The organism is Arthrobacter sp. StoSoilA2 (assembly GCF_019977195.1).
Taxonomy (GTDB): Bacteria; Actinomycetota; Actinomycetes; order Actinomycetales; family Micrococcaceae; genus Arthrobacter.
This window is the reverse complement of record NZ_AP024643.1, coordinates 4,002,289-4,022,739: the sequence shown is the minus strand read 5'-3', so window position 1 is coordinate 4,022,739 and position 20,451 is coordinate 4,002,289. Positions and strand designations below refer to the sequence as shown.

Sequence of the window (20,451 nt, the reverse complement as noted above, 5' to 3'; positions counted from 1 at the left end):
GACGGGATGGGGTGCGGTCCGGCCCATGCCGGTGCCGCGGGAGTGCGGTGGAGAAAGCTATTTGGTGCCGTTGAAGCCGATGGAGTTGACAATCCGTTTGCCGAAGATGGCGAAGAGGATCAGCACGGGCGTGGCGGACACGAGCGTTGCGGCCATGAGCCCGGACCAGTCCGGTGCGCCTTGCGGGGACTGGGATTTGAAGACTCCCAGACCCACGGTGAGCACCCGGGATTCTTCGGAGGTGCCCACGAGCAGGGGCCAGAAGTATTCATTCCACTGGCCCATGAAGGTCAGCAGTGCCAGGGTCGCGATCGGTGCGGCCGCGTTGGGCATGATGATCTGGAAGAAGATCCGCCAGTGCTTGGCGCCGTCGAGCATGGCCGCCTCTTCGACTTCCCGGGACATGTTCAGGAAGAACTGGCGCATGAAGAAGATCGCGAACGGGGTCATGAACAGGTAAGGCAGCACGAGCCCGAGCATGGAATTCAACAGGCCCAGGTTCTTGATGAGCAGGAAGTTGGGCAGGGCGGTAAAGATCGGCGGGACGAGCATGGTCGCAAGGAACAGGGAGAAGACGGCGTCGCGGCCCTTCCATCGCAGCCGGGAGAAGGCATAGGCGGCCATCGAGCTGAAGAACACGGCGCAGGCTGTGGTGATGCCGGAGAAGAGCAACGAATTCCACAGGTACTGCCAGAAGTTGATCGAGGCACCGGAGCCGCCTTCTGCGATGGCTTCGGAGGCACTTTGGAGGCCGAAGACCCGCTTGAACGCGCCTAGGTTGAAGTCGGCCGGCAACAAGTTGCCGGAGTTCGCTGCGAGGGATCCATTGGAGGACAGGGCCGTGCGAAGCACCCAGTAGAAGGGCAGGATGCTCACGGCGATGGCAACGGCGAGAAGGGTCAAGGCGATGGCGCGGCGCCAGTTGAAGGGGCGGCTGGAAGGACGACGGCGGGCGCCGTTCTTGTGGGAGGCAAGAGTGGTCATGGCGTGTCCTTAGTCCAGGTCAGACTGGTTGCCGCGGAGGAACTTCATTTGGATGAAGGCAACGATGGCGAGGATGAGGAAGAGGATGACGGCCAGGGCGGATCCGTAGCCGAAGTCCTGTTCGTTGAACGCGCGCTGGTAGATGTAGAACTGCAGCACGCGGGTCGCGTTGACAGGTCCGCCAGCGGTGGTGACGGCAACGGTGTCGAAGACCTGGAAGGAACCGATCACGGTCACAACGAGGACAAGCACCAAGACCGGGCGCAGCAGCGGCAGAGTGATCCGCCAGAAAGTGCTCACGGCCTTGGAACCGTCGATGCTTGCAGCCTCGTAGACGCTGTTGGGGATGGCCTGCAGGCCGGCGAAGATCAGTAGTGCTGTGTAGCCCATGTGCCGCCAGGTATTGATGAGTGCCTGGGTGGGGATGGCCCATTGCTCGCTGCCGAAGAAGGCCACCCGAGGCAGCCCGGTCCATTCGATGACCTGATTGATGATTCCGATCTGGTAGTCAAGCATCCAGAACCACAGCAGGGCCGCGATGACGTTGGCCATCAGATAGGGCATCAGGAGTGCACCGCGGATAAGTGTGGACTTTGCCACCCGGTGCATCAGGATTGCCAGGCCCAGGGCCAACGCCGTCTGAAGGACAATGTTGATCACGACGTATTCAGAGGTGACGCCCAGGGCGTTCCAGAACAGCGGATCCTTGGCTATGCGTTCGTAATTCCTGGCACCAATCCATTCCGGGTCACCCAGGATGCTGTACTCGGTGAAGCTCAGGTAGATGCCCCGGATGGTCGGCACGAGGTAGAAGAGGATCAATCCGACCATCGCGGGAGCGATGAAGAAGAGAGCGACCTTCAGGTCCCCGATGCCGCGGAAGCCGTCGGACGGTTTTCCCCGTTTCCGTGACTTTCGGGGCCCGCTGGGGACGGAGAGCCCCGGATCGGGTTGCTTGGTTAGCGTGGTCATCGTCGACCCTTTCCTAGCTGTGATGTGAATAACAACTGGGATAGAATCTACACGAGTAGATTTAGCTTGTGCAACCCTTTTTGGGATTTTTTGTTCGTTTATGTCCAATCTGTTGACTCGAGTAGATCGCAATGGAAGACTCAAGCGAACCCACTAAAGGTCACAACAAACTGCTGCCGAGTCAGCTTCAGGGAAGGCAAACGATGACGTTTTCGATCGGTGTTCTAGGTGTCGGGCAATTCGGCAGCCAGTTCGCGCACCTCTTCAAGCTCCACCCCGGCGTCAGTGCCGTCTACGTGGTGGATGAACTACCGGAGCGAGCTACGGCGGCTCAGGAACGCTGGGGCCTTGATGGCGTGTTGGGAAGTTTTGAAGAACTCCTGGAGTCCGACGTCGATGCTGTCGCCATCTTCACGCAACGGTGGACTCACGGACCCCTCGTCGAGCGGGCGCTGCGCGCCGGCAAGCACGTGTACTCCGCCGTGCCGATGGCGATCTCCGAAGCCGAAATCGAACGGATCATCCAAGCCGTGCGCGACACCAAGCTTGTTTACGCCATGGGGGAGACCAGCTACTACAACCCTGCAACAGTCTTCGCCCGCCAACAGCATGCCGCAGGGAAGTTTGGCCGGATCTTCTACACCGAAGGCGACTACGTCCACGACATGGACCTGGGTTTCTACGAGGCCTACCAGTACAGCGGTGGCGAACGGTGGAAGGAAACGGCGAGCTACCCGCCCATGCTGTACCCGACCCACGCCATCGGCGGCGTCCTCGGCGCAGTGCCAGCCCACGCCGTCAGCGTCAGTTGTATTGGGGTCAAGGACGATCGCGGCGATGGCGTCTTTGATAAGGACATCAGCATGTTCGCCAACGACTTCTCGAATGCTACGGCCTTGTTCGAAATGAACGACGGCGGTGCGATGCGCACCAACGAGATGCGAAGGGTCGGCTATCCCTCGCATCTACGCGAATCCCGTTTCCGCTTTTTTGGCACGGAAGCCAGTTTCGAGCAGCTCGCAACCACCACGGTGTGGCAGGACAAATCTTCTGTGCAAGACGTGTCTGAGCAGGTGGAGACGAAACCGACCATGTCCGCGGATGACCCGTCCCTGGCTGACGTCGCACCCGAACTGCGGGATGCCTTCATCTCAGGCCTGGCACCCGTGCACGACCAATCACGGCTTCCGGAAGAATTCCTCGGAGCGCCCAACGGACACGAAGGCAGCCACCAATTCCTGGTGGACGATTTTGTCACTGCGGTCAACAACCGGACCTTGCCGCCCGTGAACGCCTGGGTTGCGGCCCGGTTCACCTTGCCCGGCATCGTCGCCCACGAATCCGCCCTCCGCGGTGGCGAACGCCTTCCTATCCGCGACTTCGGCGACGCTCCCTCCTTGTAGCTAGCATTTACCTCATGACAACTTCGGCAGTACAAACCCCGCGCGGACCGGTTACACGCAAGGACGTGGCCCGGTACGCCGGGGTGAGTACCGCCGTCGTGAGCTATGTTGTAAACGGCGGGCCCAAGAACGTGGCCCCGGCGACGGAAGCCAAAGTGCGCGATGCCATCCGTATCCTCGGCTACCGTCCCAACGCTGCAGCGCGGGCTCTGAAGCTCGGCTCAAGCGAAACCGTGGGCGTGATTGTTCCCGACAACACCAACCCCTTTTTCTCGCAGCTCGCCCACGCTGTTGAAGATGCTGCGGCAGAACTTGGCTACGGCATGGTCCTCACCAACTCCGGCGGCAGCCTGGCCAAAGAGCGCCAAAACATCCGCAACCTTGCCGCACGGCAAGTGGACGGAGTGTTCCTGGCCAGCTGTGTGTTCGATCCCGACCTGACCGACCTTGAAGCCTCGGAAATCCCGTCGGTGTTGCTGAACAATGCCGGTTCGCCGCCAGGGTTCACCAGTGTAGGTGTGGACCTCGAAGCAGGCGCCCGGGCCGCCGTCGAGCACCTCATAGGCCACGGCCACACAAACATTGGCCTGGCCATAGGAACCAACACAGGTAACCAGCTCGACGGGCGTGAAGTGGGCTGGCTACGAACTTTGCGCGACGCTGGACTGCCGGATGGCCCCATGCTTCATGGCGAGTTCAGCAGGCCGGGAGGCTACGAAGTAGGCAAGCGCTTCCTCGCCATGGCCAACCGACCCACGGCAATTTTCGCCAGCAACGACATGCAAGCCATCGGAATCCTCCGCGCCCTCCATGAGGCGGGCGTTCGGGTGCCTGATGACATTGCCTTGGTGTCCTTCGACGGTTCCCTTGATTCCGAATACAGTTGGCCGGCGTTGACCACTGTGGCGCAGCCCGTTGAAGCCATGGCTGAAGCCGCTGTTCAGGCGCTCGTTGGGGAGGGCCGGGGAGAGGCACTGCAGCACAGCATCCTGCCCACCGAATTGATCGTGCGCCAGTCCTGCGGCTGCAAGTAAGCTTCCAACGTTCTCTCACATCCTGCCGTGTTGGTGCGGATGTTCTCTCACTTCCTGCCGTCTGGAGGGCGGATGTTCTCTCACTTCCTGCTGTCTGGAGGGCGGATGTTCTCTCACTTCCTGCCGTCTGGAGGGCGGATGTTCTCTCACATCCTGCCGCCTGGAGGGCGGATGTTCTCTCACTTCCTGCCGGTCGATGTGAGAGAACATCCGTCAAAAAGCGTCCCGATGTGAGAGAGCGTCGGTCAAAAAGCGTCCCGATGTGAGAGAGCGTCGGTCAAAAAGCGTCCCGATGTGAGAGAACATCCGTCAAAAAGCGTCCCGATGTGAGAGAACATCCGGGGGTTACGAGTCCATGTTGGCGTAGCGTTCGGGCCGGGCGAGTACTTGGCTGATCTGCGCCGTGCCCGCGGCCAGGGCGAGCCGGACCAACAGGAAACCGGCCGCAAAAACTCCACCGACGGTCAGGAACACCACAGGCCGGGTCAACAAGGCAGGACCCGCCAGTGGGAGAACCAATGCCGCTGCTGCGGCCGCAGAGATGCCCGCCACCAGGAGCAACGGCGACATCACTGCCCTGACGCGTGCAGCCACCATTAGTTTCTGCGGCATCCCAACCCGGTCCAGGGCGACGAGGGTGGAGGCGCGGTCGAGCACGGCAGCGGCCTGGTTCACGCCCGAGGAACAGGCCACCATCAGGAATGAGCCCAGCAGGGTGATCATCACGCCGGTGTTGATATCACGCACCAGCAGCGTGGTCTCATCCGACGTGCTGCCGCCCATCGTGTCCGCGACCGCCATGCCGACGCCCACGAACACTCCCACAAAACTGGTCATCGCGACGCCCCCAACTTGTCGCCACGATTCCTTGGGACTTTCCAGGACTGTCCGGGCAGCGAGCAGTTGTTCGGGACGCCTTGCCCTCTTGAGCAGCGATGACGCCTGCAGCCGTAACACCCACGGCCCCATCAGATTCAGTGCAAGCAGCGCCAGTCCGAAGCAGCCGCCCATGACGGCGATAATCACCAGAAACGCGCCCAAGCTGCTGAGCATGCCCATAGCCACCACTCCGAAGACCACCACCACAGCCGCAATGACACCGCGGACCCAGTGGGCGCCGTCGGCCGTTTGCCTGGTCCGCACGCCCAGTGGCGTCAGTACCACCTTCCGCAGGCCAAGCGCAGCGCTCGCTCCGGCAAGCAGGCAAACCGCCAGGATACAGGCCAGGATGGACGGCACGGACAACCAGGCATGGCTGCCGATCGCCTGTCCACGGAACTGGATCAGCCCGAGGAACGGCGCCGCGCAGGCGTACAGTCCCGCGCCCGCCACGGCCCCGATTGCCGCCAGGATTGTTGACTCCATGATCGTCATCCACATGACCGTGGCACTGCTGGCGCCCAAGAGGCGAAGGGAGGCCAAGCGGTCATCACGACGACGGGCGGCGAGTCGCGCTGCAGAGGCACCGAGCGTCAGCAGCGGAATAACGAGCAAAACCATGGCGACGACGGCCAGCGCCTGGTAGGTGCCCGCGATGTCATCAGACCAGGACCAAAAAACTTGGGAACCGCCGGCCACCGTTAAGAGAAGTGCCGTGACGGTGCCGAACGCGAGAACAGGCAACCCGGCGTCGCGCAGTTTGGTTTGGTGCAGCCCGGTTTGACGAAGGCTGCTGCCCCGGGAAAGGTACGGGGCGAGGCGAAGGGCAAGGGCAAGGCTAGACATTGAACGCACCCTTGAAGTCAGTAGCGGCAGGAACCGGCTGGCTGGGAGCGGCAACAGCACAGCCAGTGTCCGCTACGATTCGGCCGTCACGCAGCTCAACGACGCGCTGGCAGCGTGCTGCCACGTTGGGATCGTGCGTGACCACCAGCAGTGTTCGGGCATTGGATGCGACGGATTGAAGCAACACGTCCAGAACTTCACTTGAGGTAGCGGAGTCCAGGGCACCTGTGGGTTCGTCGGCGAAGACGATGCGTGCCCCTGTGACCTGGGCCCGGGCGATGGCCACCCGCTGGACCTGCCCGCCGGACAATTCACCGAGCCTGCGCTGTTCCATGCCGCCCAGGCCAAGGGCCGCCAGCCACTCCGCCGCACGGGCCTCGGAGGTAGTCCGATCGGTGCCGTTCAGCATCAGCGCCAAAGCCACGTTCTCAAGGGCGGTCAGTTCCTGGAGCAGCATGCCCTGCTGGAAGACGAAACCGAATTCCTCCCGGCGGAGACGCGAAAGCGCCCCATCTCCGAGGGAATTCAACCGGATCGGTCCGGCCGCCGAGCTCAAGGTGACCGTACCGGCGTCGGGCTTCAAAATCCCGGCCAGGCAGTGCAGAAGGGTGGTCTTACCGGAACCCGACGGCCCAATGATTGCAATGGATTCACCCGCGATTGCGGCGAAGTCCACGTGGTCGAGCGCGATGTTGCCGGGGTAGTGCTTGGTGAGTTGCTGAGCGTGGAGGATGGCGTTCATGAATCCAGCATCCCCAAAGGCCCAATCCCTCGGCGTCAGCCCACTGGTTGAACTCCCCGGGCAGGCCTCCACCCGCGGTATGAGAGCCTACTTGGCCTGGACGTCCGCGATTCTCAGCTTTGCAACATTCTCGGCGAGTACGCGGCGGGCATCCTCACCCAGGTTCGAATCGGTGATGAGCTCGTCGGCTTCTTCCAACTGGGCTATGGAGGCTATGCCCACTACGCCCCACTTGCTGTAGTCGGCCAGGACCACAGTGCTGCGGGCCGATGCCATGAACGCCCGGTCCGTTTCGGCCTCGAGCAGGTTGGGGGTGGTGAAACCGGCTTGTGCGTCCATGCCATGGACACCAAGGAACAGGACATCCAGATGAAGCTGCTTGAGCGAGGACGTCGCAATCGGCCCCACCAACGCGTCCGACGGCGTGCGCTCGCCGCCAATCAGGATGACGGTGGAGCCGAACCTGGCCGGCCCTGATGAAGACCCATGATGGAAGAGATCGGCAATCCGCACGGAGTTGGTGACAACTGTGATCCGGGGACCATGGACGAGCTCCTGCGCCAACGCCCATGTGGTGGTTCCTGCGCTGAGCCCGATCGCCATGCCTTCGTGGACCAGCGAGGCAGCCTCGACCGCAATGGCATGCTTTTCCGCGGTCAGCTGTGTGGACTTGAGCTCAAAGCCGGGCTCGTGGGTGCTGGCATCGCCGGGAAGTTTGGCGCCGCCGTGGATGCGTTCCACCCGGCCGGTTTCCTCGAGGGCTTCGATATCGCGCCTCACCGTCATGGGAGAGACCCCCAACAGCTGGGCGAGGTCCGATACCCGCACAACGCGCTCGCGCTGGACGGCATCGATGATGGCGGAGTGGCGTGCTGCCTGAAGCATCAGGGCCTTTCTGGAGAGCCTCATCAAACATGAGGCTGATTCTGGCTCCAGTCTAGGACGCGACGCTGCTGCGGGGTGGCAAATGCCGTCGCGGCGCCGTCACGATCCTTTTGAACGCACGACGGCGCCGCTCGCCTTGGGAGGGGAGCGGCGCCGTCGACCAGTGGGACCGGGTGACGCTACTTACGCAGCGATTCCGCGATCTGGGTCATGATGCCCGGGTCTGCCAGGGTGGTGGCGTCGCCGGTGTCGCGGCCTTCTGCGATGTCCTTCAGGAGGCGGCGGACAATCTTGCCCGAGCGGGTTTTCGGCAGTTCCGGCACGATCAGCAACTGCTTGGGTTTGGCGATCGGGCCGATTTCCTTGCCCACGTGGTTGCGGAGTTCCAGGATGGTCTCTTCACCGTTGTTCACGGCGTCACCGCGGAGGATGACGAACGCGACGATCGCCTGCCCGGTGGTCTCATCGGCGGCACCAACCACGGCGGCTTCAGCGACGGAGGGGTGCGAGACGAGGGCGGATTCGATCTCCGTGGTTGAGAGGCGGTGGCCGGAGACGTTCATGACATCGTCCACGCGACCCAGAAGCCAGACGTCGCCGTCTTCGTCCTTCTTGGCACCATCGCCGGCGAAGTACATGGTGTCGAAACGGGACCAGTAGGTGTCTTTGAAGCGCTCCGGATCGCCCCAGATGCCGCGAAGCATGGAGGGCCAGGGTTCGCGGACCACGAGGTAGCCGCCTTCGCCGTTGGCCACTGACTCGCCGGTTTCGTCCACCACGTCCACGGCGATGCCGGGCAGCGGAACCTGTGCGGAGCCGGGCTTTGTGGCGGTGACGCCGGGCAGCGGGGCGATCATCTGCGCGCCGGTTTCGGTCTGCCACCAGGTGTCCACGATCGGGGCGGGGTGTTCCTTCTTTTCGCCGTTCTTGCCGGCGTTTCCGCCGATGACTTCGCGGTACCACATCCACGCTTCGGGGTTGATGGGTTCGCCCACGGAGCCCAGGACGCGGATGGAGGACAGATCGTACTTGCCCGGGATCTCCCGTCCCCACTTCATGAACGTGCGGATGGCCGTAGGGGCGGTGTACAGGATGGAGACTTTGTACTTCTCCACGATTTCCCACCAGCGGCCCTGGTGCGGGGAGTCCGGGGTGCCTTCATACATGACCTGGGTGGCGCCGTTGATCAGCGGCGCGTAGGCGACGTACGAGTGGCCGGTGACCCATCCGACGTCGGCGGTGCACCAGTACACATCCGTTTCAGGGTGGAGATCGAACACAGCCTTGTGCGTGTACGAGGTCTGCGTGAGGTAACCGCCGGTGGTGTGCAGGATGCCCTTGGGCTTGCCGGTGGTACCGGAGGTGTACAGGATGAACAGCGGATGTTCGGAGTCATGCCCGACGGCGGTGTGCTCGGTTGCTGCCTTGTCAACGGTGTCGCTCCACCAGAGGTCGCGGCCTTCCACCCAGTTGACGTCCTCGCCATTGCGCTTGACCACGACGACGTTGTTCACAGAGTGCCCGCCGGTGTTTTCCATGGAGCTGAGGGCCTCGTCGACGGCTGGCTTCAGCGGGCTGGGCTTGCCGCGGCGGTAGGTACCGTCCGCGGTGACCACGAGCTTGGCCTCGGCGTCCTCGATCCGGGACCGGAGCGCATCCGCGGAGAAGCCGCCGAACACCACGGAGTGCACGGCGCCGATCCGGGCACAGGCCAGGAGCGTGATGACGGCCTCGGGGATCATCGGCAAATAGACGGCCACGCGGTCACCCTTGGCCACGCCGAGGGATTCGAACGCGTTCGCTGCCTTCTTGACCTCTTCGGTCAGCTCCGCGTAGGTGTATGTGCGGGTATCGCCGGGCTCGCCTTCGAAGTAGATGGCAACGCGGTCTCCCAAGCCGTTCTCCACATGGCGGTCCAGCGCGTTGTAGGCAGCGTTAACCTCACCGCCAACGAACCACTTGGCGAACGGCGGATCAGACCAATCCAAAGGCTCGCCGAAGTCTTTGTCCCAGCTCAACAGCTCACGGGCCTGCTTGGCCCAAAACGCGGGTCGGTCCGCTTCGGCCTCTTTGTACTCATCGGCGGTAGCCACGGCGTTCGCGGCAAACTCAGGTGATGGCGGGAATTTACGGTTCTCGTGGAGCAAATTCTCGAGAGCCTCGACGTGCGGTGCCCGACCGTTCTGCGGCGTCGACGCTGCAGCGGTGGTCGTGGATCCGGTGGTGTCCTGGGACATGGTGAACCTCATCATTCATCGATCTTTGCTGCGCGGACGCCGCCGGCTAAGTCCGCACTCCAGCCGTGAGCCGTTGTAGTGCGTCCCGCGGAGGATCCGCAGAGTGCTGTCCGTCTTCAACATTATCGCTTCGGGAGGTCCTACGTGTGCGTGGTCACAAATGGGTCAGCGAGCGGTACGGATTCGGCGACGAATGGCTGTTTTGGCTGTCAGGAAACGTTTACATGACGACGATTGGCAACGCTTGTTTGTAAGGAACCTTGGAGTTTCCTGTGGACGGCGCAGCGTGGCCGATTTCAGCTAGAAGACTGTCAGTGGCGTGGCATAGGCTGAATAAGTCTTGGGACGCATCGTCAGGTGTGCCCGGTTTTCCGCGGAAACCCTGCGGAAAATACCGGTCCGGACTGTCCAAGGCGCCGCCGTACGAAGGAGAAATAGATGAACCAGCTGAGCCCAGGCCCGCACGACTCACACCCAACGGGACCGGACACCGCGGCTGGAAAGGCGAACGACGCCGGTACCACCACTGCTGCGAAGTCCGCCTCAGGCGCACCCACCAAATACGAGGCGGTTGCCGGCCCTTTCACCATTCGTGACCTCACGGTTTTCGGTTCTGTACTCCTGATGTTCATCGCCTCGCTGCTGCCCATGTTTGGTGGCCGCTTCAACCTGTGGAACCTGGACAACCTTTTCTTCCTGCTCCTGGGAATCATCCTGCCGGTAGTGGTTGTGGCGCTTTTCGTTGCCCGTCGGCTGCAGCCCGGGACCATTGTCCGCGTCGGCTCGCTGTCGATTGACCAGTTCGCTTCCGTGACCGCTGCATTCGCCGTTGCGCTGTTCTTCCTAACGATCGCCCAATCCTTCAACGGCAGTGTCCTGCTGGGCCTGGTGGGTTCCGTGGGTCTGCTGGCGGCCACCGTTCTGGCCCCGCATCTGCCATTGCTGTCCACTGATTTCAAGGGCCGCGCCGAAACGCCAGCCCACATTGTTGCCCGCCAGGCAGCGATTCCCACCCGTAAACCCGCCGCCCCGAAGCCTCCCAAGGAACCCAAAGCGCCGAAGCAGGCCAGCGGTCTCTCGACGCCGGGCTCCCAAGCAACGGGGTATCAGGCACAGAGTGCAGGTTCTGCCGGTTCCCATCCGTATGCTCCGCCAGCCGGTGCGAGCCCCTACGCTCCGCCAGCCACCTCCGGCCCTGCTGCTCCGGCCCCAACTGGTGGGCCCGCCGTCGTGCATTCGGCTGATGCCACGCCTGCTACGCAAGCTCAAGCTGCCGCCCCGGCTGCTGGTTCCGCGCCCTCAGCTGCCACCCCAACCGCCGCAGCCCCGGCTGCATCCGGGTCGGCCGCCCAGACGTCACCGGCAGAGCCTTCACCGGCCGAGCCCGACGTCGTCGTGGAAAACCCGGTTGTGGGAAACCCGGTCGTAGGAAACCCGGGAGAACCGCAGTCGCCGACACAGGCACCGGCCACTACCCAGCACGCCCAGCAACCGGCTGCCCAGGTGCCGGACGCCCAGCAACCCGCTGCCCAGCAACCGGCCTCCCAGCCGCCCGGCAATGACCGCGGATGGGCTGCCACCATGGCCACGCCTATCGTGTCCTCCAATACCCGTTCCGTGAGCGACTCCATTGGTGCCACCGTGGATCCGTCCAGCCGACCTGATGACTCCGGGTCCTCTCCTGCCTATGAAGCCTTCTGGTTTGCCGTAGCCCAGCCCCGAACCGCCTATGACGAACGGACGGGTGCTCCGGCGTTCACCATTGAGCCGGGCGGTTGGGTTCTGGCGCTCGAGGACCGTGGCGACGAATTCCTGGTTCAGGACACCGATGGCAAGGTTGGGGTCCTGCGGGAGCTCAGCAATATCGAACGCGGCTGAGACCGACGCTGTGGCCATCGCTGAAGCTGGTTCCCTCCTCGCCCTGAAACGCCGGGCACGCAAGATCAACAGGATCCTGGCAGACAAATACCCTTATGCCCACGCGGAGCTGGATTTCCGGAACCCGTTTGAGCTTGTGGTGGCTACGGTCCTCTCAGCCCAGACTACGGACGTGCTGGTCAACCAGGTCACCAAGATCCTGTTTGCCCGCTACCCTGACGCCCGTGCCTTGGCGGAAGCGGACCCTGCTGAGCTGGAATCGATCCTGCAGCCCACTGGTTTCTTCAGGGCAAAGGCCAGGAACGTCCTGGCTCTTAGTACCCGTTTAGTGGACGAGTACGACGGCGAGGTTCCAGGTCGCCTTGAGGATCTGGTGACGCTTCCGGGCGTCGGGCGGAAAACAGCCAACGTGGTCCTCGGGAACGCCTTTGGTGTCCCCGGAATTACTGTTGATACGCACTTCGGGAGGCTGGCACGCCGTTTCGGGTGGACGGTATCCGATGATCCCGTGAAGATCGAATTCGACGTCGCTGAGCTCTTTGAACCACGCGACTGGACCATGCTTTCGCATCGCGTGGTCTTCCACGGCCGGAGGATATGCCACGCTAAGAAACCGGCCTGTGGGGCGTGTCCGGTCGCCAGCCTCTGTCCCAGCTATGGCGACGGCGAGACGGACCCTGTTAAGGCTGCAAAGTTGTTGAAGTACGAGCTCGCGCCCGGCAACGAGGCCCTGTTGGAGAAGTTGCTGGCCGAGACGCACAGGGCGGCGGAGATCCGGATGGAATCACAGAGGAGGCCGGGTGACCGCGTTTGAGGACCTTGCCACGCTGGTAGCGCGCTTTGAAGCCGGCGAGCAGCAGCATTCTTCCCATTGGTCGCAGTTGCCCGTCACGCCGGAAACCAATCGCGCCGCAGCCGTGCTGATGCTCTTTGGTGTGCTGGACAACATCCCGGCAGAATCCGGACGCCCCTTTGCGCCAGCGGACCTCGACGTCCTCCTGCTTGAACGGGCCCACACCCTGGACGACCATCCTGGGCAGGTAGCGTTTCCGGGCGGGAGCGTGGATCCGGAGGATGATTCCGTAGTTTCCGCCGCCTTGCGCGAGGCTGTGGAAGAGACCGGGCTGGACGTCAGTGGCGTGAAGGTGTTGGGCGTCATCCCCGAGCTCGGGCTGATCCGCAGCAATTTCCGGGTGACACCCGTACTTGCCTGGTGGGACTCGCCATCACCCGTTCGCGTGGTCGATTACGCTGAGTCCGCCCAGGTGTTCCGGGTACCGGTTCGGGACCTCCTGGACCCCGTCAACCGGGTAACCGCCACTCTTTCCCGCTTCGGCCGGACTTTCAGGAGTCCGGGTTTTACGGTCAACGGCGTCGTGGTCTGGGGCTTTACCGGGATGGTACTCAGCGGTTTGTTCGACGAACTGGGATGGACGGTCCCCTGGGACCAGGAGAAGCTGTACGAGATCGAGCTTTAGCAGCTCCACCGCAGGCGTCGTTCAGGCTGCCCGTCGGTTCGCCGTCGAGCGGTCTACGATCAGCCCTGTCGCAGCGTTTTCACGCACTGCATTAATGCCGTCCACCACGCCTTTGAGATGTTTGAACGTTGGTGACTCCGCTACAACCGTTCCGTCCGCCGCTGTAAGGCGAAACCGGTACGAGCCGTCGCTGTCTTTGAGAATTTCGAACCTGCCAGCCATTTTGTGCTGTCCCCCTTGATGCTTCCTTGCAACAGTCGTGGGCCGGTGTGCCGGTCCCACCTAGAGAACGTATCCAGAAGCTGGCGGGAAAGGAAGTTACTTGGCGGTACTGGTCATGGAATTGTCATGCACCATCACACTGCGGAATGTGACTGGCTTGTTCTGAGGGTGGCAGCTAGTCTGGGCCGCTCTCTACTCCGTCTACTCCGTCGACGGCGAACGGGCGAAATGATCAACTTGGCAGCATTCGGCGAGGCTCGGGGATAGGAGAGCTGTGCAACGCTGCATGGAGGCTGGCCTCGGTCTCGACGAGCCGACGCAGTTCCATGCTTTGAAGGGCCTCGACATCCAGGGGCTCTACACCGGGCATTTCTGCGAGGCTTTTAATCCACGCCTGGCCAGCCACGCTGTCGTGTTGTTCCCCGAGGAGACGCTGCAGGACCATCGATGGTTGGATGATCGCCGTGGCGCCCGCACCCAGGACCTGGGCCACAGCCTCCACGGAATACCGCAATACTTTGATGTCCTTTCGCGCGCCGTGGAGCACTTCGTTGCGTTCCGCTTCATCAGGATGCCCGTTTTCCGCTTCCAGGCTTCGTTTCGTACTGTCCAAGCTCTTTTGGACCGTCTCCCAACGCGGCTGCAGGAGTTCTGCAACCTCGAGGAGACTGGGATGGTTGTCAATCTCCCGTGCCGCCGAGTGGGCCGTTCCAGGAAGCAGGGCTTGCCGGGTGGCCCGGACGATTCCCTGCCAACGCTTTCCGGTCCCGATGCGGGTAGCCATTTCGTTGCTGCCGGCCAGGAGCTGATTCACGGCTTCATGGAGTGCTTCCGGCGACAACCAGGCTTCTGACGCGTCCAGCCATAGCGCCGTACGCTGGGACAGAACGTATGCGTCGCGGGCTTCGCCGAGCGAGCGAGCCAGCCACCGGACGTCCCGGCCCGTGGCCTCAGGGACGTCAGGGAGAACGGATTTGTAGCAGGAAAGGACAGAACGGAGCCGCCGAAGGGCCAGCCGGGCACCGTGGACCGCCTCCTGGTCAGCAGCGCCAACCAACGGCAAGCAGCCCTCCAGCTCAGCAAGTTGTAAAGCGATGTACGAATCCACGGAATCACGCACGTCCGAACCCACGTGGCCAGTTTCCCCCGGACAGCCGGGGCGGACAAGCGGGCGCCTACTTCGCTTTGTCGTAAGAATCGACGACGGCGACACTCACCGGGAATTCGACCGGAATCCGGCCGAACATCAGCTCTTTCGCTGCGTTTGCGGACTCCTCGATCGCCTGGATACAGGCTTCTACGGCTTCTTCCTGGGCATGGACCATTACTTCGTCGTGGAGGAAGAAGACGAGTTCCCCTGAGGGTAAGCCTTCGGCATCCAAGGCCCGCAGCCGTCGTCGTAATTCCGCCAACCAGCAGGAAGCCCATTCCGCGGCCGAACCCTGGACCACGAAGTTTCGCGTGAAGCGGCCACGAGAGCGCGCCAGGTTGTCGGCCCGCCGCTGCTCCTCGGCCGTGGTGGACTGTTGGCTCCGCAACCAGCCCTGGGACGGGGGTGGGCTGCTTCGTCCCAAACGAGTGGTGACGGTCCTGCCTGCCTCGCCTTCCCTGGCTGCTTGCTCCACAAAGCCCACCGCTCGCGGATACGTCCGTGCCAGTTGCGGCATGAGCCTGCCCGATTCACCGGTGGTGGCGCCGTAAATGGCGCCGAGGAGCGCAACCTTCGCCTTGGACCGATCCCCGCCGAACCCTTGTGCTGCTATGCCTGCGTAAAGGTCCTTGTCGCGTGCGGCCTCGGCCATTTTTGTGTCCTGGGCGAGCGCTACAAGGACGCGGGGTTCCAGTTGGGAGGCATCGGCGACGATGAGCTTGTGGCCAGGGTCCGCACGGACTGCGGCCCGGATATTTCGGGGAATCTGCAAGGCACCTCCGCCGCGTGAGGCCCATCTTCCGGACACCACGCCTCCCACCACGTACTCGGGATGGAACCGGCCATCCTGGACCCAGGCATCCAGCCAGGCCCAACCATTCGCGGTGTGCAGGCGGGAGAGCTTCTTGTACGCAAGCAGAGGCTGGATCGCAGGATGTTTGGACTCCTGAAGCTCCCATTGCCGGGTGCTTTTGACTTCGATTCCGTTCCGATGAAGGGCCCGCATAAGGTCCTGAGGGGAGTCCGGGTTCAGCCCTGGTGATGTGAGGATCTCCCGTAGCTCGTTGCACAGCATCTCAAGTGCCGGGGGCCTGTGGCCAAGTGGCGGACGAGGCCCCAGGACGTCGGCAAGGATTTGCTCGTGCACCTCTTCCCGCCATGGAACACCGGCGTGCTGCATTTCCACCGCAACGATTGCACAGGCGGACTCGGCCGCGAGCAGCAATTGCAGGCGTTGCTTTCGTTGGTCGTCTGCGGGGACCTGGGCGATCGCGTGCTGTTGCGCAGCAAACTGTTCCCGCAGTTCAGCCAGCCCCGGACTTTTGGACGTCGGGGTGAAGTCGTCAAAGAGTGCACCTTGATCGGCGGGCGGGGGTGGGGGCTGCAGTGCCCGGGGCGGCGTTGAATCGTCGTCCTGCGTCAGCTTTTCTGCGTTCTTTGCGTAGTCTGTGTGCGCCGTGAAAGAGGAGTGCGCCAGGATAGCTCCGCAGAGAACGAGGTCGTGGCAGCGTTCCAGCTTCACGCCGTTCCTCAGGAGCTCCGGGTAGAAGTCCTGCGCGCGATGCCACACCCAGCGGGGCCGCTGGCTTTCCAGTTCACTAACGACGCCGGGCAACTCACCTCGCGTGACGACGCGGGGGTCGGTGGTGGCCTTCCCCGTGGGAGAGACTCTTTGTATGGCTGCGCCGTCCGGATGGGCGGCGAGCAGCAAATACATGGTTTCCATTCTGCCCTGTGGGAATACACCAACTGTTCCTCCACACCCCTTGTTTGGGCCGGTTTGTCCACATGGGGCGTTTGAGAGCTTATGTTCCAGGGTTCGACGCCGGGAAAGTGGCTTCATGAGCAAGCGACATCTTGGGCACAGACGGTCCGGCAACGAACTCCCGGGGCAGGCTGCGGACGATTCCTGGATGCCGGGGGAAGCTGCCGATATCCTCCTCGTCACCGGCGACGCCTATCTTCAGGAGGAGGCGCGAAGAATCGTCGCTGCCGCAGGTGGCAGCCTCCAGTTGGCTGCCGACGTCGGAGCCGCAATGCATGGCTGGGATGGGGCCGACGTCGTCCTGGTGGGCAGCGACATCCGCGAGTTGCCGCCTCGAAGACAGGCGCCCACTGTGTTACTGGGCAGGTCTGTTGAGGGCGATGGTTTGTGGCGGCTGGCTGCTGCCCTGGGCGCAGAGCGCGTAGCTGTCCTGCCCGAGGCCGCAAACTGGTTGGCCGAGTACTTGAGTGTGTCCGCTTCGCCGGAACCTGTCGGGTTTGTTGTCGGGATTGTGGGCGGCTGCGGCGGGGCTGGAGCCTCCACCACAGCAATTTGGCTTGCCCAGGCAGCGGCGGGCCACGGCGTCAGCACCATCCTGATGGACGGAGATCCCCGGGGCGGCGGCCTGGAACTGGCAATCACCGTTCAAGAGTTGGCTGGCCTGCGCTGGCCGGACTTCGCCGAAACGCGGGGAAGCATTGATCCTATCCAATTCAGGGACTCCCTGCCGGTGGCCGGCGGCTTCGCGTTCCTGTCCTGGCCGGGCACACGTGAAGCGTTCACAACACCGGATGCCGGTTCTGTGGCCGCTGTCCTGGATGCCGCGCGACGTAGTTTCGAACTCGTGGTGGTGGACATTGGCCGAAGTGAGGACTGCCTGCGAACCTTTGCGTGGGACTGCGAGAGGATCCTGTTGATGACCACAGCCCACCTGAAACCGGCTGTTGCCGCAGCACGCATCCTCAATGAGTTGCCACCCCTGGATACGGGATTGGTGGTTCGGGGTGGTGGCCCTTCTGCCGTTGATGCGCAACTCATTGCCGAATCGTTGGGACTGCCGCTGTTGGGGATTCTTCCGGAGATTCGAGGAGCAGCCGCAGGGACCGAACTCGGTCGGCTCCTTGATCTGGGGCGTCGCAAGTCCGTGAACCGGTTTGCCCGGGGCGTGCTGGAATTGAACGGCATGGTTGAATGACCCGTCAGGACAGAAGCGCGCAAACCTTCACCCGGGCACCCTTCACCGCGGGCCGCCGGAGTCACAGCCGTCGGTTGGACTCAGTCCTTCTTGAAACCGTACGGGAGTCTGTCCTCTCGGGAAACGGGCCAGTAACACCCTCCACTGTTGCGGCCGCCGTACAGGCCAGCGGCAAACTGTTGGGTACCGCCGGAGCGCTGGAAGCCGCAGAATCCATCAATGCTGAATTGAATGGCCTGGGGCCCCTGCAGCAGCTTGCGCACGATCCCTCGGTCACAGACATCTTCGTCAATGGCCCCCAGTCCGTCTGGCTCGACCGGGGACGCGGCCTGGAACGGTCCCCGGTGCATTTCGATTCTGAACAGCAAGTCAGGGCGCTGGCCGCAAGGCTGGTCTCTGCAGGTGGTCGACGGCTGGACGACGGCTCTCCCTGCGTAGATGTCAGGCTCAAAGGCGGCTATCGCGTGCATGCAGTTCTGGCGCCGATATCAACCGCCGGGACTCTGTTATCGATTCGAATTCGACGCGAAGAAACCTTCACAATGGCTGAACTGCGCGAAGGTGGCATGTTCGATCACCACATCGAGGCTCTACTCCGCGCGATTGTGGAACGGCGCCTCAGCTTCCTGGTCAGCGGTGCCACGGGATCAGGGAAGACCACACTCCTGTCCACCATGCTTGGGCTGTGCCACCCGTCCGAACGATTGGTATTGATCGAGGATGCCGCCGAACTCAACCCAGTCCACCCGCACGTACTCACGCTCGAATCGCGCCATGGAAACCTTGAGGGAGGTGGAGCGATGGATCTTGGCGAGTTGGTACGTCAAGCCCTTCGTATGCGTCCGGACCGGCTCATTGTGGGGGAGTGCCGCGGCGCCGAAGTCCGCGAGTTGCTCACCGCGCTCAATACCGGTCATACAGGCGGTGGAGGAACGATCCACGCCAACACGGCGGAAGCAGTTCCGGCACGACTGACAGCCCTCGGCGCGCTCGCAGGGTTGAACGCCGAGGCCGTAAGGCTGCAGGTCTCAAGTGCATTGGACGTTGTGATTCATGTGGAACGGACGCCTTCGGGCCGGAAAGTAGGCTCGATCGGTCTGCTGAGTGACTCCTTGCATGGCCAACGAGTAGTGACTGCACTGCAATGGAGCCCCGAAGGCCTGGTGCATGGACCAGCGTGGGCGGAGCTGAGTTTACGGCTTGCTCCTGGACTATCCGGGGAGGCGGACTTATCTTTACAGGGCCTGACCGTCGGCTCGGACGTGCCCGCAGTGACGGGCCTGGACTTGTGATCCCCACCCTGGTTCTAGCACTGGCGTTGGCGGCATTGCTCCAGCTCAAGCCGCCCCAGGCAGGCAGTCGCCGAATGCGGGCGAGACTGGCCAAGCCCCCACCCCTGAGCGGGACCGGTGTTCGGAAAGAGCACGCAACACCAGGAGCGGGCAAAAGGCCGTGGCGCCGGCTCTGGCGGACTAAGGTAGAACCCCTCTCCCTGGTGGTGCTGGTGCAGCAGCTCGCTGCACTCCTGCGAGGAGGACGCGGACAATCGCAGCTTTGGGAAGAATTATGGCTCGTCCACGGCTCGGGACAGGGTTTGGAGGCCCAGGCGAGGACTACAACCCACCGTCCGACCCCGGGAATCTCAGTGGAATCGGCCAGGGTGCTGGCTTCAGCGCGGGCAGCCTCAACCATTGGAAACTCCCCAGCAGAGGCCATTCGCAACACCTCCGCGAAGGTCTATCCCGGCCGGGGAAGCACAGAACGCCGCATCTGGATGGAATTGGCTGCATGCCTCGATGTAGCCGAAACCAGCGGCTGTCCACTCGCAGAGCTCCTCACCCGGTTCGCAGCACAGCTCGAGGCTGAGGAGGATTCTGAAGCAGCGCGTCAAACTGCCCTCGCTGGACCCAAAGCCACTGTGAGGCTGTTGTCCTGGCTCCCGGTCCTTGGCTTGGTACTGGGGATGGCCCTCGGAGTGGACCCGTTGGGAATCCTGCTGGGTAATATCCTCGGAGTGGCCACTCTGGTCAGTGGCCTTCTGCTGACCGTGGCAGGGCGTGTGTGGTCCTCCCGACTCGTCGCTTCAGCGGTAGGGGCCACATGATGCTGTCTGCGCTCGTGGCTGTACTGGCTCTGGCAGCGTTTGTGGGATTCGCCAGGCCGGCAGGTCTTCGAAACCGGATGTACGCAAGTTTGGCCGAGGACCCCAACTCCAAGGACGACCCCAGCCTTCAACCGGAGGCCGCCACTGCCGGGGACGGGCTTCGCGACACGGCGATGATGCTGGAACTCGTAGCTTCCATGCTGGATGCAGGTGCCGGAATCGGGCGGGCACTGGAACTGATTTCCCTTTGTGCCGCACCGAAAATCAGCCAGGATCTCCGTCCCGTCGTCGCTGCGCTGGCCATTGGGGCCGACTGGGAGGCTGCCTGGCGAAACCCTACGCGGCGTCAGCCCGAGGTAGCGCGCTTGAAGGATGCTCTGTCTTTCGCCGCATTGACCGGTGCGCCCTCGGCTTCCATTCTTTACGCCCAAGCAGCTAGGGAACGCCGCGAGCAATTCCGGGCCGCTGAGAAGCGAGCTGCCGCCCTGGGAGTGAAGCTTGTGGTTCCCCTGGGCCTTTGTTCCTTGCCGGCCTTCATTTGCCTGGGAATCGTGCCCGTCCTCATTGCCATGCTCCCGGCTGGATAAGGGAAGGGCATCAGCGCATGCGCGTCTCTTCCTCGACAGGCCTCTCTCTTCCTCCACAACCAGTCCCAGCGGGTCTTTATCCACTTGGAT

At 62.8% G+C, this 20,451-nt stretch carries 18 protein-coding genes; 9 read left to right on the top strand and 9 right to left on the bottom strand.

What is annotated here, in order from left to right; genetic code table 11:
* Positions 1-57: 57 nt before the first annotated feature.
* Entirely contained in the window at positions 58-984 is a 927-nt protein-coding gene (locus LDN82_RS18260) for a carbohydrate ABC transporter permease (protein WP_224088856.1), read from the bottom strand.
* Between the two features lie 9 nt (positions 985-993).
* Positions 994-1,956, bottom strand: coding sequence for a sugar ABC transporter permease (locus LDN82_RS18255; protein ID WP_224088855.1), 963 nt, complete (start codon positions 1,954-1,956; stop codon positions 994-996).
* Positions 1,957-2,159: 203 nt separating this feature from the next.
* Between LDN82_RS18255 and LDN82_RS18250 the strand changes: the two genes are divergently transcribed.
* Together LDN82_RS18250 and LDN82_RS18245 are read left to right on the top strand one after the other, a co-directional pair.
* Positions 2,160-3,359 carry a Gfo/Idh/MocA family oxidoreductase gene (locus LDN82_RS18250; protein ID WP_224088854.1) on the top strand — a complete coding sequence of 400 codons (1,200 nt, stop codon included), beginning with the start codon at positions 2,160-2,162 and terminating at the stop codon, positions 3,357-3,359.
* Between the two features lie 14 nt (positions 3,360-3,373).
* Complete coding sequence (locus LDN82_RS18245) at positions 3,374-4,393, top strand: LacI family DNA-binding transcriptional regulator (protein WP_224088853.1); 1,020 nt, start codon at positions 3,374-3,376, stop codon at positions 4,391-4,393.
* A gap of 345 nt (positions 4,394-4,738) precedes the next feature.
* Here LDN82_RS18245 and LDN82_RS18240 read toward each other — a convergent pair whose 3' ends face one another.
* The 4 genes from LDN82_RS18240 to acs all read right to left on the bottom strand — a co-directional run bounded on the left by LDN82_RS18240 (position 4,739) and on the right by acs (position 9,982).
* Positions 4,739-6,118, bottom strand: coding sequence for an FtsX-like permease family protein (locus LDN82_RS18240; RefSeq protein WP_224165313.1), 1,380 nt, complete (start codon positions 6,116-6,118; stop codon positions 4,739-4,741).
* Positions 6,111-6,860: an ABC transporter ATP-binding protein gene (locus LDN82_RS18235; RefSeq protein ID WP_224165312.1), complete on the bottom strand. Its 750-nt coding sequence runs from the start codon at positions 6,858-6,860 to the stop codon at positions 6,111-6,113. Before LDN82_RS18235 ends, LDN82_RS18240 begins: the two co-directional genes overlap by 8 nt.
* 87 nt (positions 6,861-6,947) lie before the next feature.
* Positions 6,948-7,745, bottom strand: coding sequence for a DeoR/GlpR family DNA-binding transcription regulator (locus LDN82_RS18230; RefSeq protein WP_216927051.1), 798 nt, complete (start codon positions 7,743-7,745; stop codon positions 6,948-6,950).
* A 179-nt stretch (positions 7,746-7,924) separates the two neighbouring features.
* Positions 7,925-9,982, bottom strand: coding sequence for an acetate--CoA ligase (gene acs, locus LDN82_RS18225; protein ID WP_224167572.1), 2,058 nt, complete (start codon positions 9,980-9,982; stop codon positions 7,925-7,927).
* 438 nt (positions 9,983-10,420) lie between these two features.
* Between acs and LDN82_RS18220 the strand changes: the two genes are divergently transcribed.
* The 3 genes from LDN82_RS18220 to LDN82_RS18210 are packed head-to-tail and all read left to right on the top strand — an operon-like array spanning position 10,421 to position 13,338.
* Complete coding sequence (locus LDN82_RS18220; protein WP_224165311.1) at positions 10,421-11,860, top strand: hypothetical protein; 1,440 nt, start codon at positions 10,421-10,423, stop codon at positions 11,858-11,860.
* Positions 11,861-11,870: 10 nt separating this feature from the next.
* Positions 11,871-12,674: an endonuclease III gene (gene nth, locus LDN82_RS18215; RefSeq protein WP_224165310.1), complete on the top strand. Its 804-nt coding sequence runs from the start codon at positions 11,871-11,873 to the stop codon at positions 12,672-12,674.
* Complete coding sequence (locus LDN82_RS18210) at positions 12,661-13,338, top strand: CoA pyrophosphatase (protein ID WP_224088848.1); 678 nt, start codon at positions 12,661-12,663, stop codon at positions 13,336-13,338. Before nth ends, LDN82_RS18210 begins: the two co-directional genes overlap by 14 nt.
* 21 nt (positions 13,339-13,359) lie before the next feature.
* Here the strand turns inward: LDN82_RS18210 and LDN82_RS18205 are convergent, their stop codons facing one another.
* From LDN82_RS18205 to LDN82_RS18195, 3 genes are all read right to left on the bottom strand, one after another.
* Complete coding sequence (locus LDN82_RS18205) at positions 13,360-13,560, bottom strand: DUF1508 domain-containing protein (RefSeq protein WP_223934443.1); 201 nt, start codon at positions 13,558-13,560, stop codon at positions 13,360-13,362.
* Between the two features lie 232 nt (positions 13,561-13,792).
* Positions 13,793-14,680, bottom strand: a complete 888-nt coding sequence (locus LDN82_RS18200) for a CHAD domain-containing protein (RefSeq protein ID WP_224165309.1) — start codon at positions 14,678-14,680, stop codon at positions 13,793-13,795.
* A 55-nt stretch (positions 14,681-14,735) separates the two neighbouring features.
* The gene (locus LDN82_RS18195; protein ID WP_224165308.1) at positions 14,736-16,427 is read right to left on the bottom strand and encodes a bifunctional 3'-5' exonuclease/DNA polymerase; all 1,692 of its coding nucleotides are present in this window, start codon (positions 16,425-16,427) and stop codon (positions 14,736-14,738) included.
* A 124-nt stretch (positions 16,428-16,551) separates the two neighbouring features.
* Between LDN82_RS18195 and ssd the strand changes: the two genes are divergently transcribed.
* The 4 genes from ssd to LDN82_RS18175 all read left to right on the top strand — a co-directional run bounded on the left by ssd (position 16,552) and on the right by LDN82_RS18175 (position 20,361).
* Complete coding sequence (ssd, locus tag LDN82_RS18190) at positions 16,552-17,670, top strand: septum site-determining protein Ssd (RefSeq protein ID WP_224088844.1); 1,119 nt, start codon at positions 16,552-16,554, stop codon at positions 17,668-17,670.
* Positions 17,667-18,962, top strand: a complete 1,296-nt coding sequence (locus LDN82_RS18185; protein ID WP_224088842.1) for a TadA family conjugal transfer-associated ATPase — start codon at positions 17,667-17,669, stop codon at positions 18,960-18,962. Before ssd ends, LDN82_RS18185 begins: the two co-directional genes overlap by 4 nt.
* A gap of 74 nt (positions 18,963-19,036) precedes the next feature.
* On the top strand, positions 19,037-19,774 hold the full coding sequence (locus LDN82_RS18180; RefSeq protein ID WP_346347100.1) for a hypothetical protein: 738 nt from the start codon (positions 19,037-19,039) through the stop codon (positions 19,772-19,774).
* Positions 19,771-20,361: a type II secretion system F family protein gene (locus tag LDN82_RS18175; RefSeq protein WP_224088838.1), complete on the top strand. Its 591-nt coding sequence runs from the start codon at positions 19,771-19,773 to the stop codon at positions 20,359-20,361. Before LDN82_RS18180 ends, LDN82_RS18175 begins: the two co-directional genes overlap by 4 nt.
* Positions 20,362-20,451 lie beyond the last annotated feature (90 nt).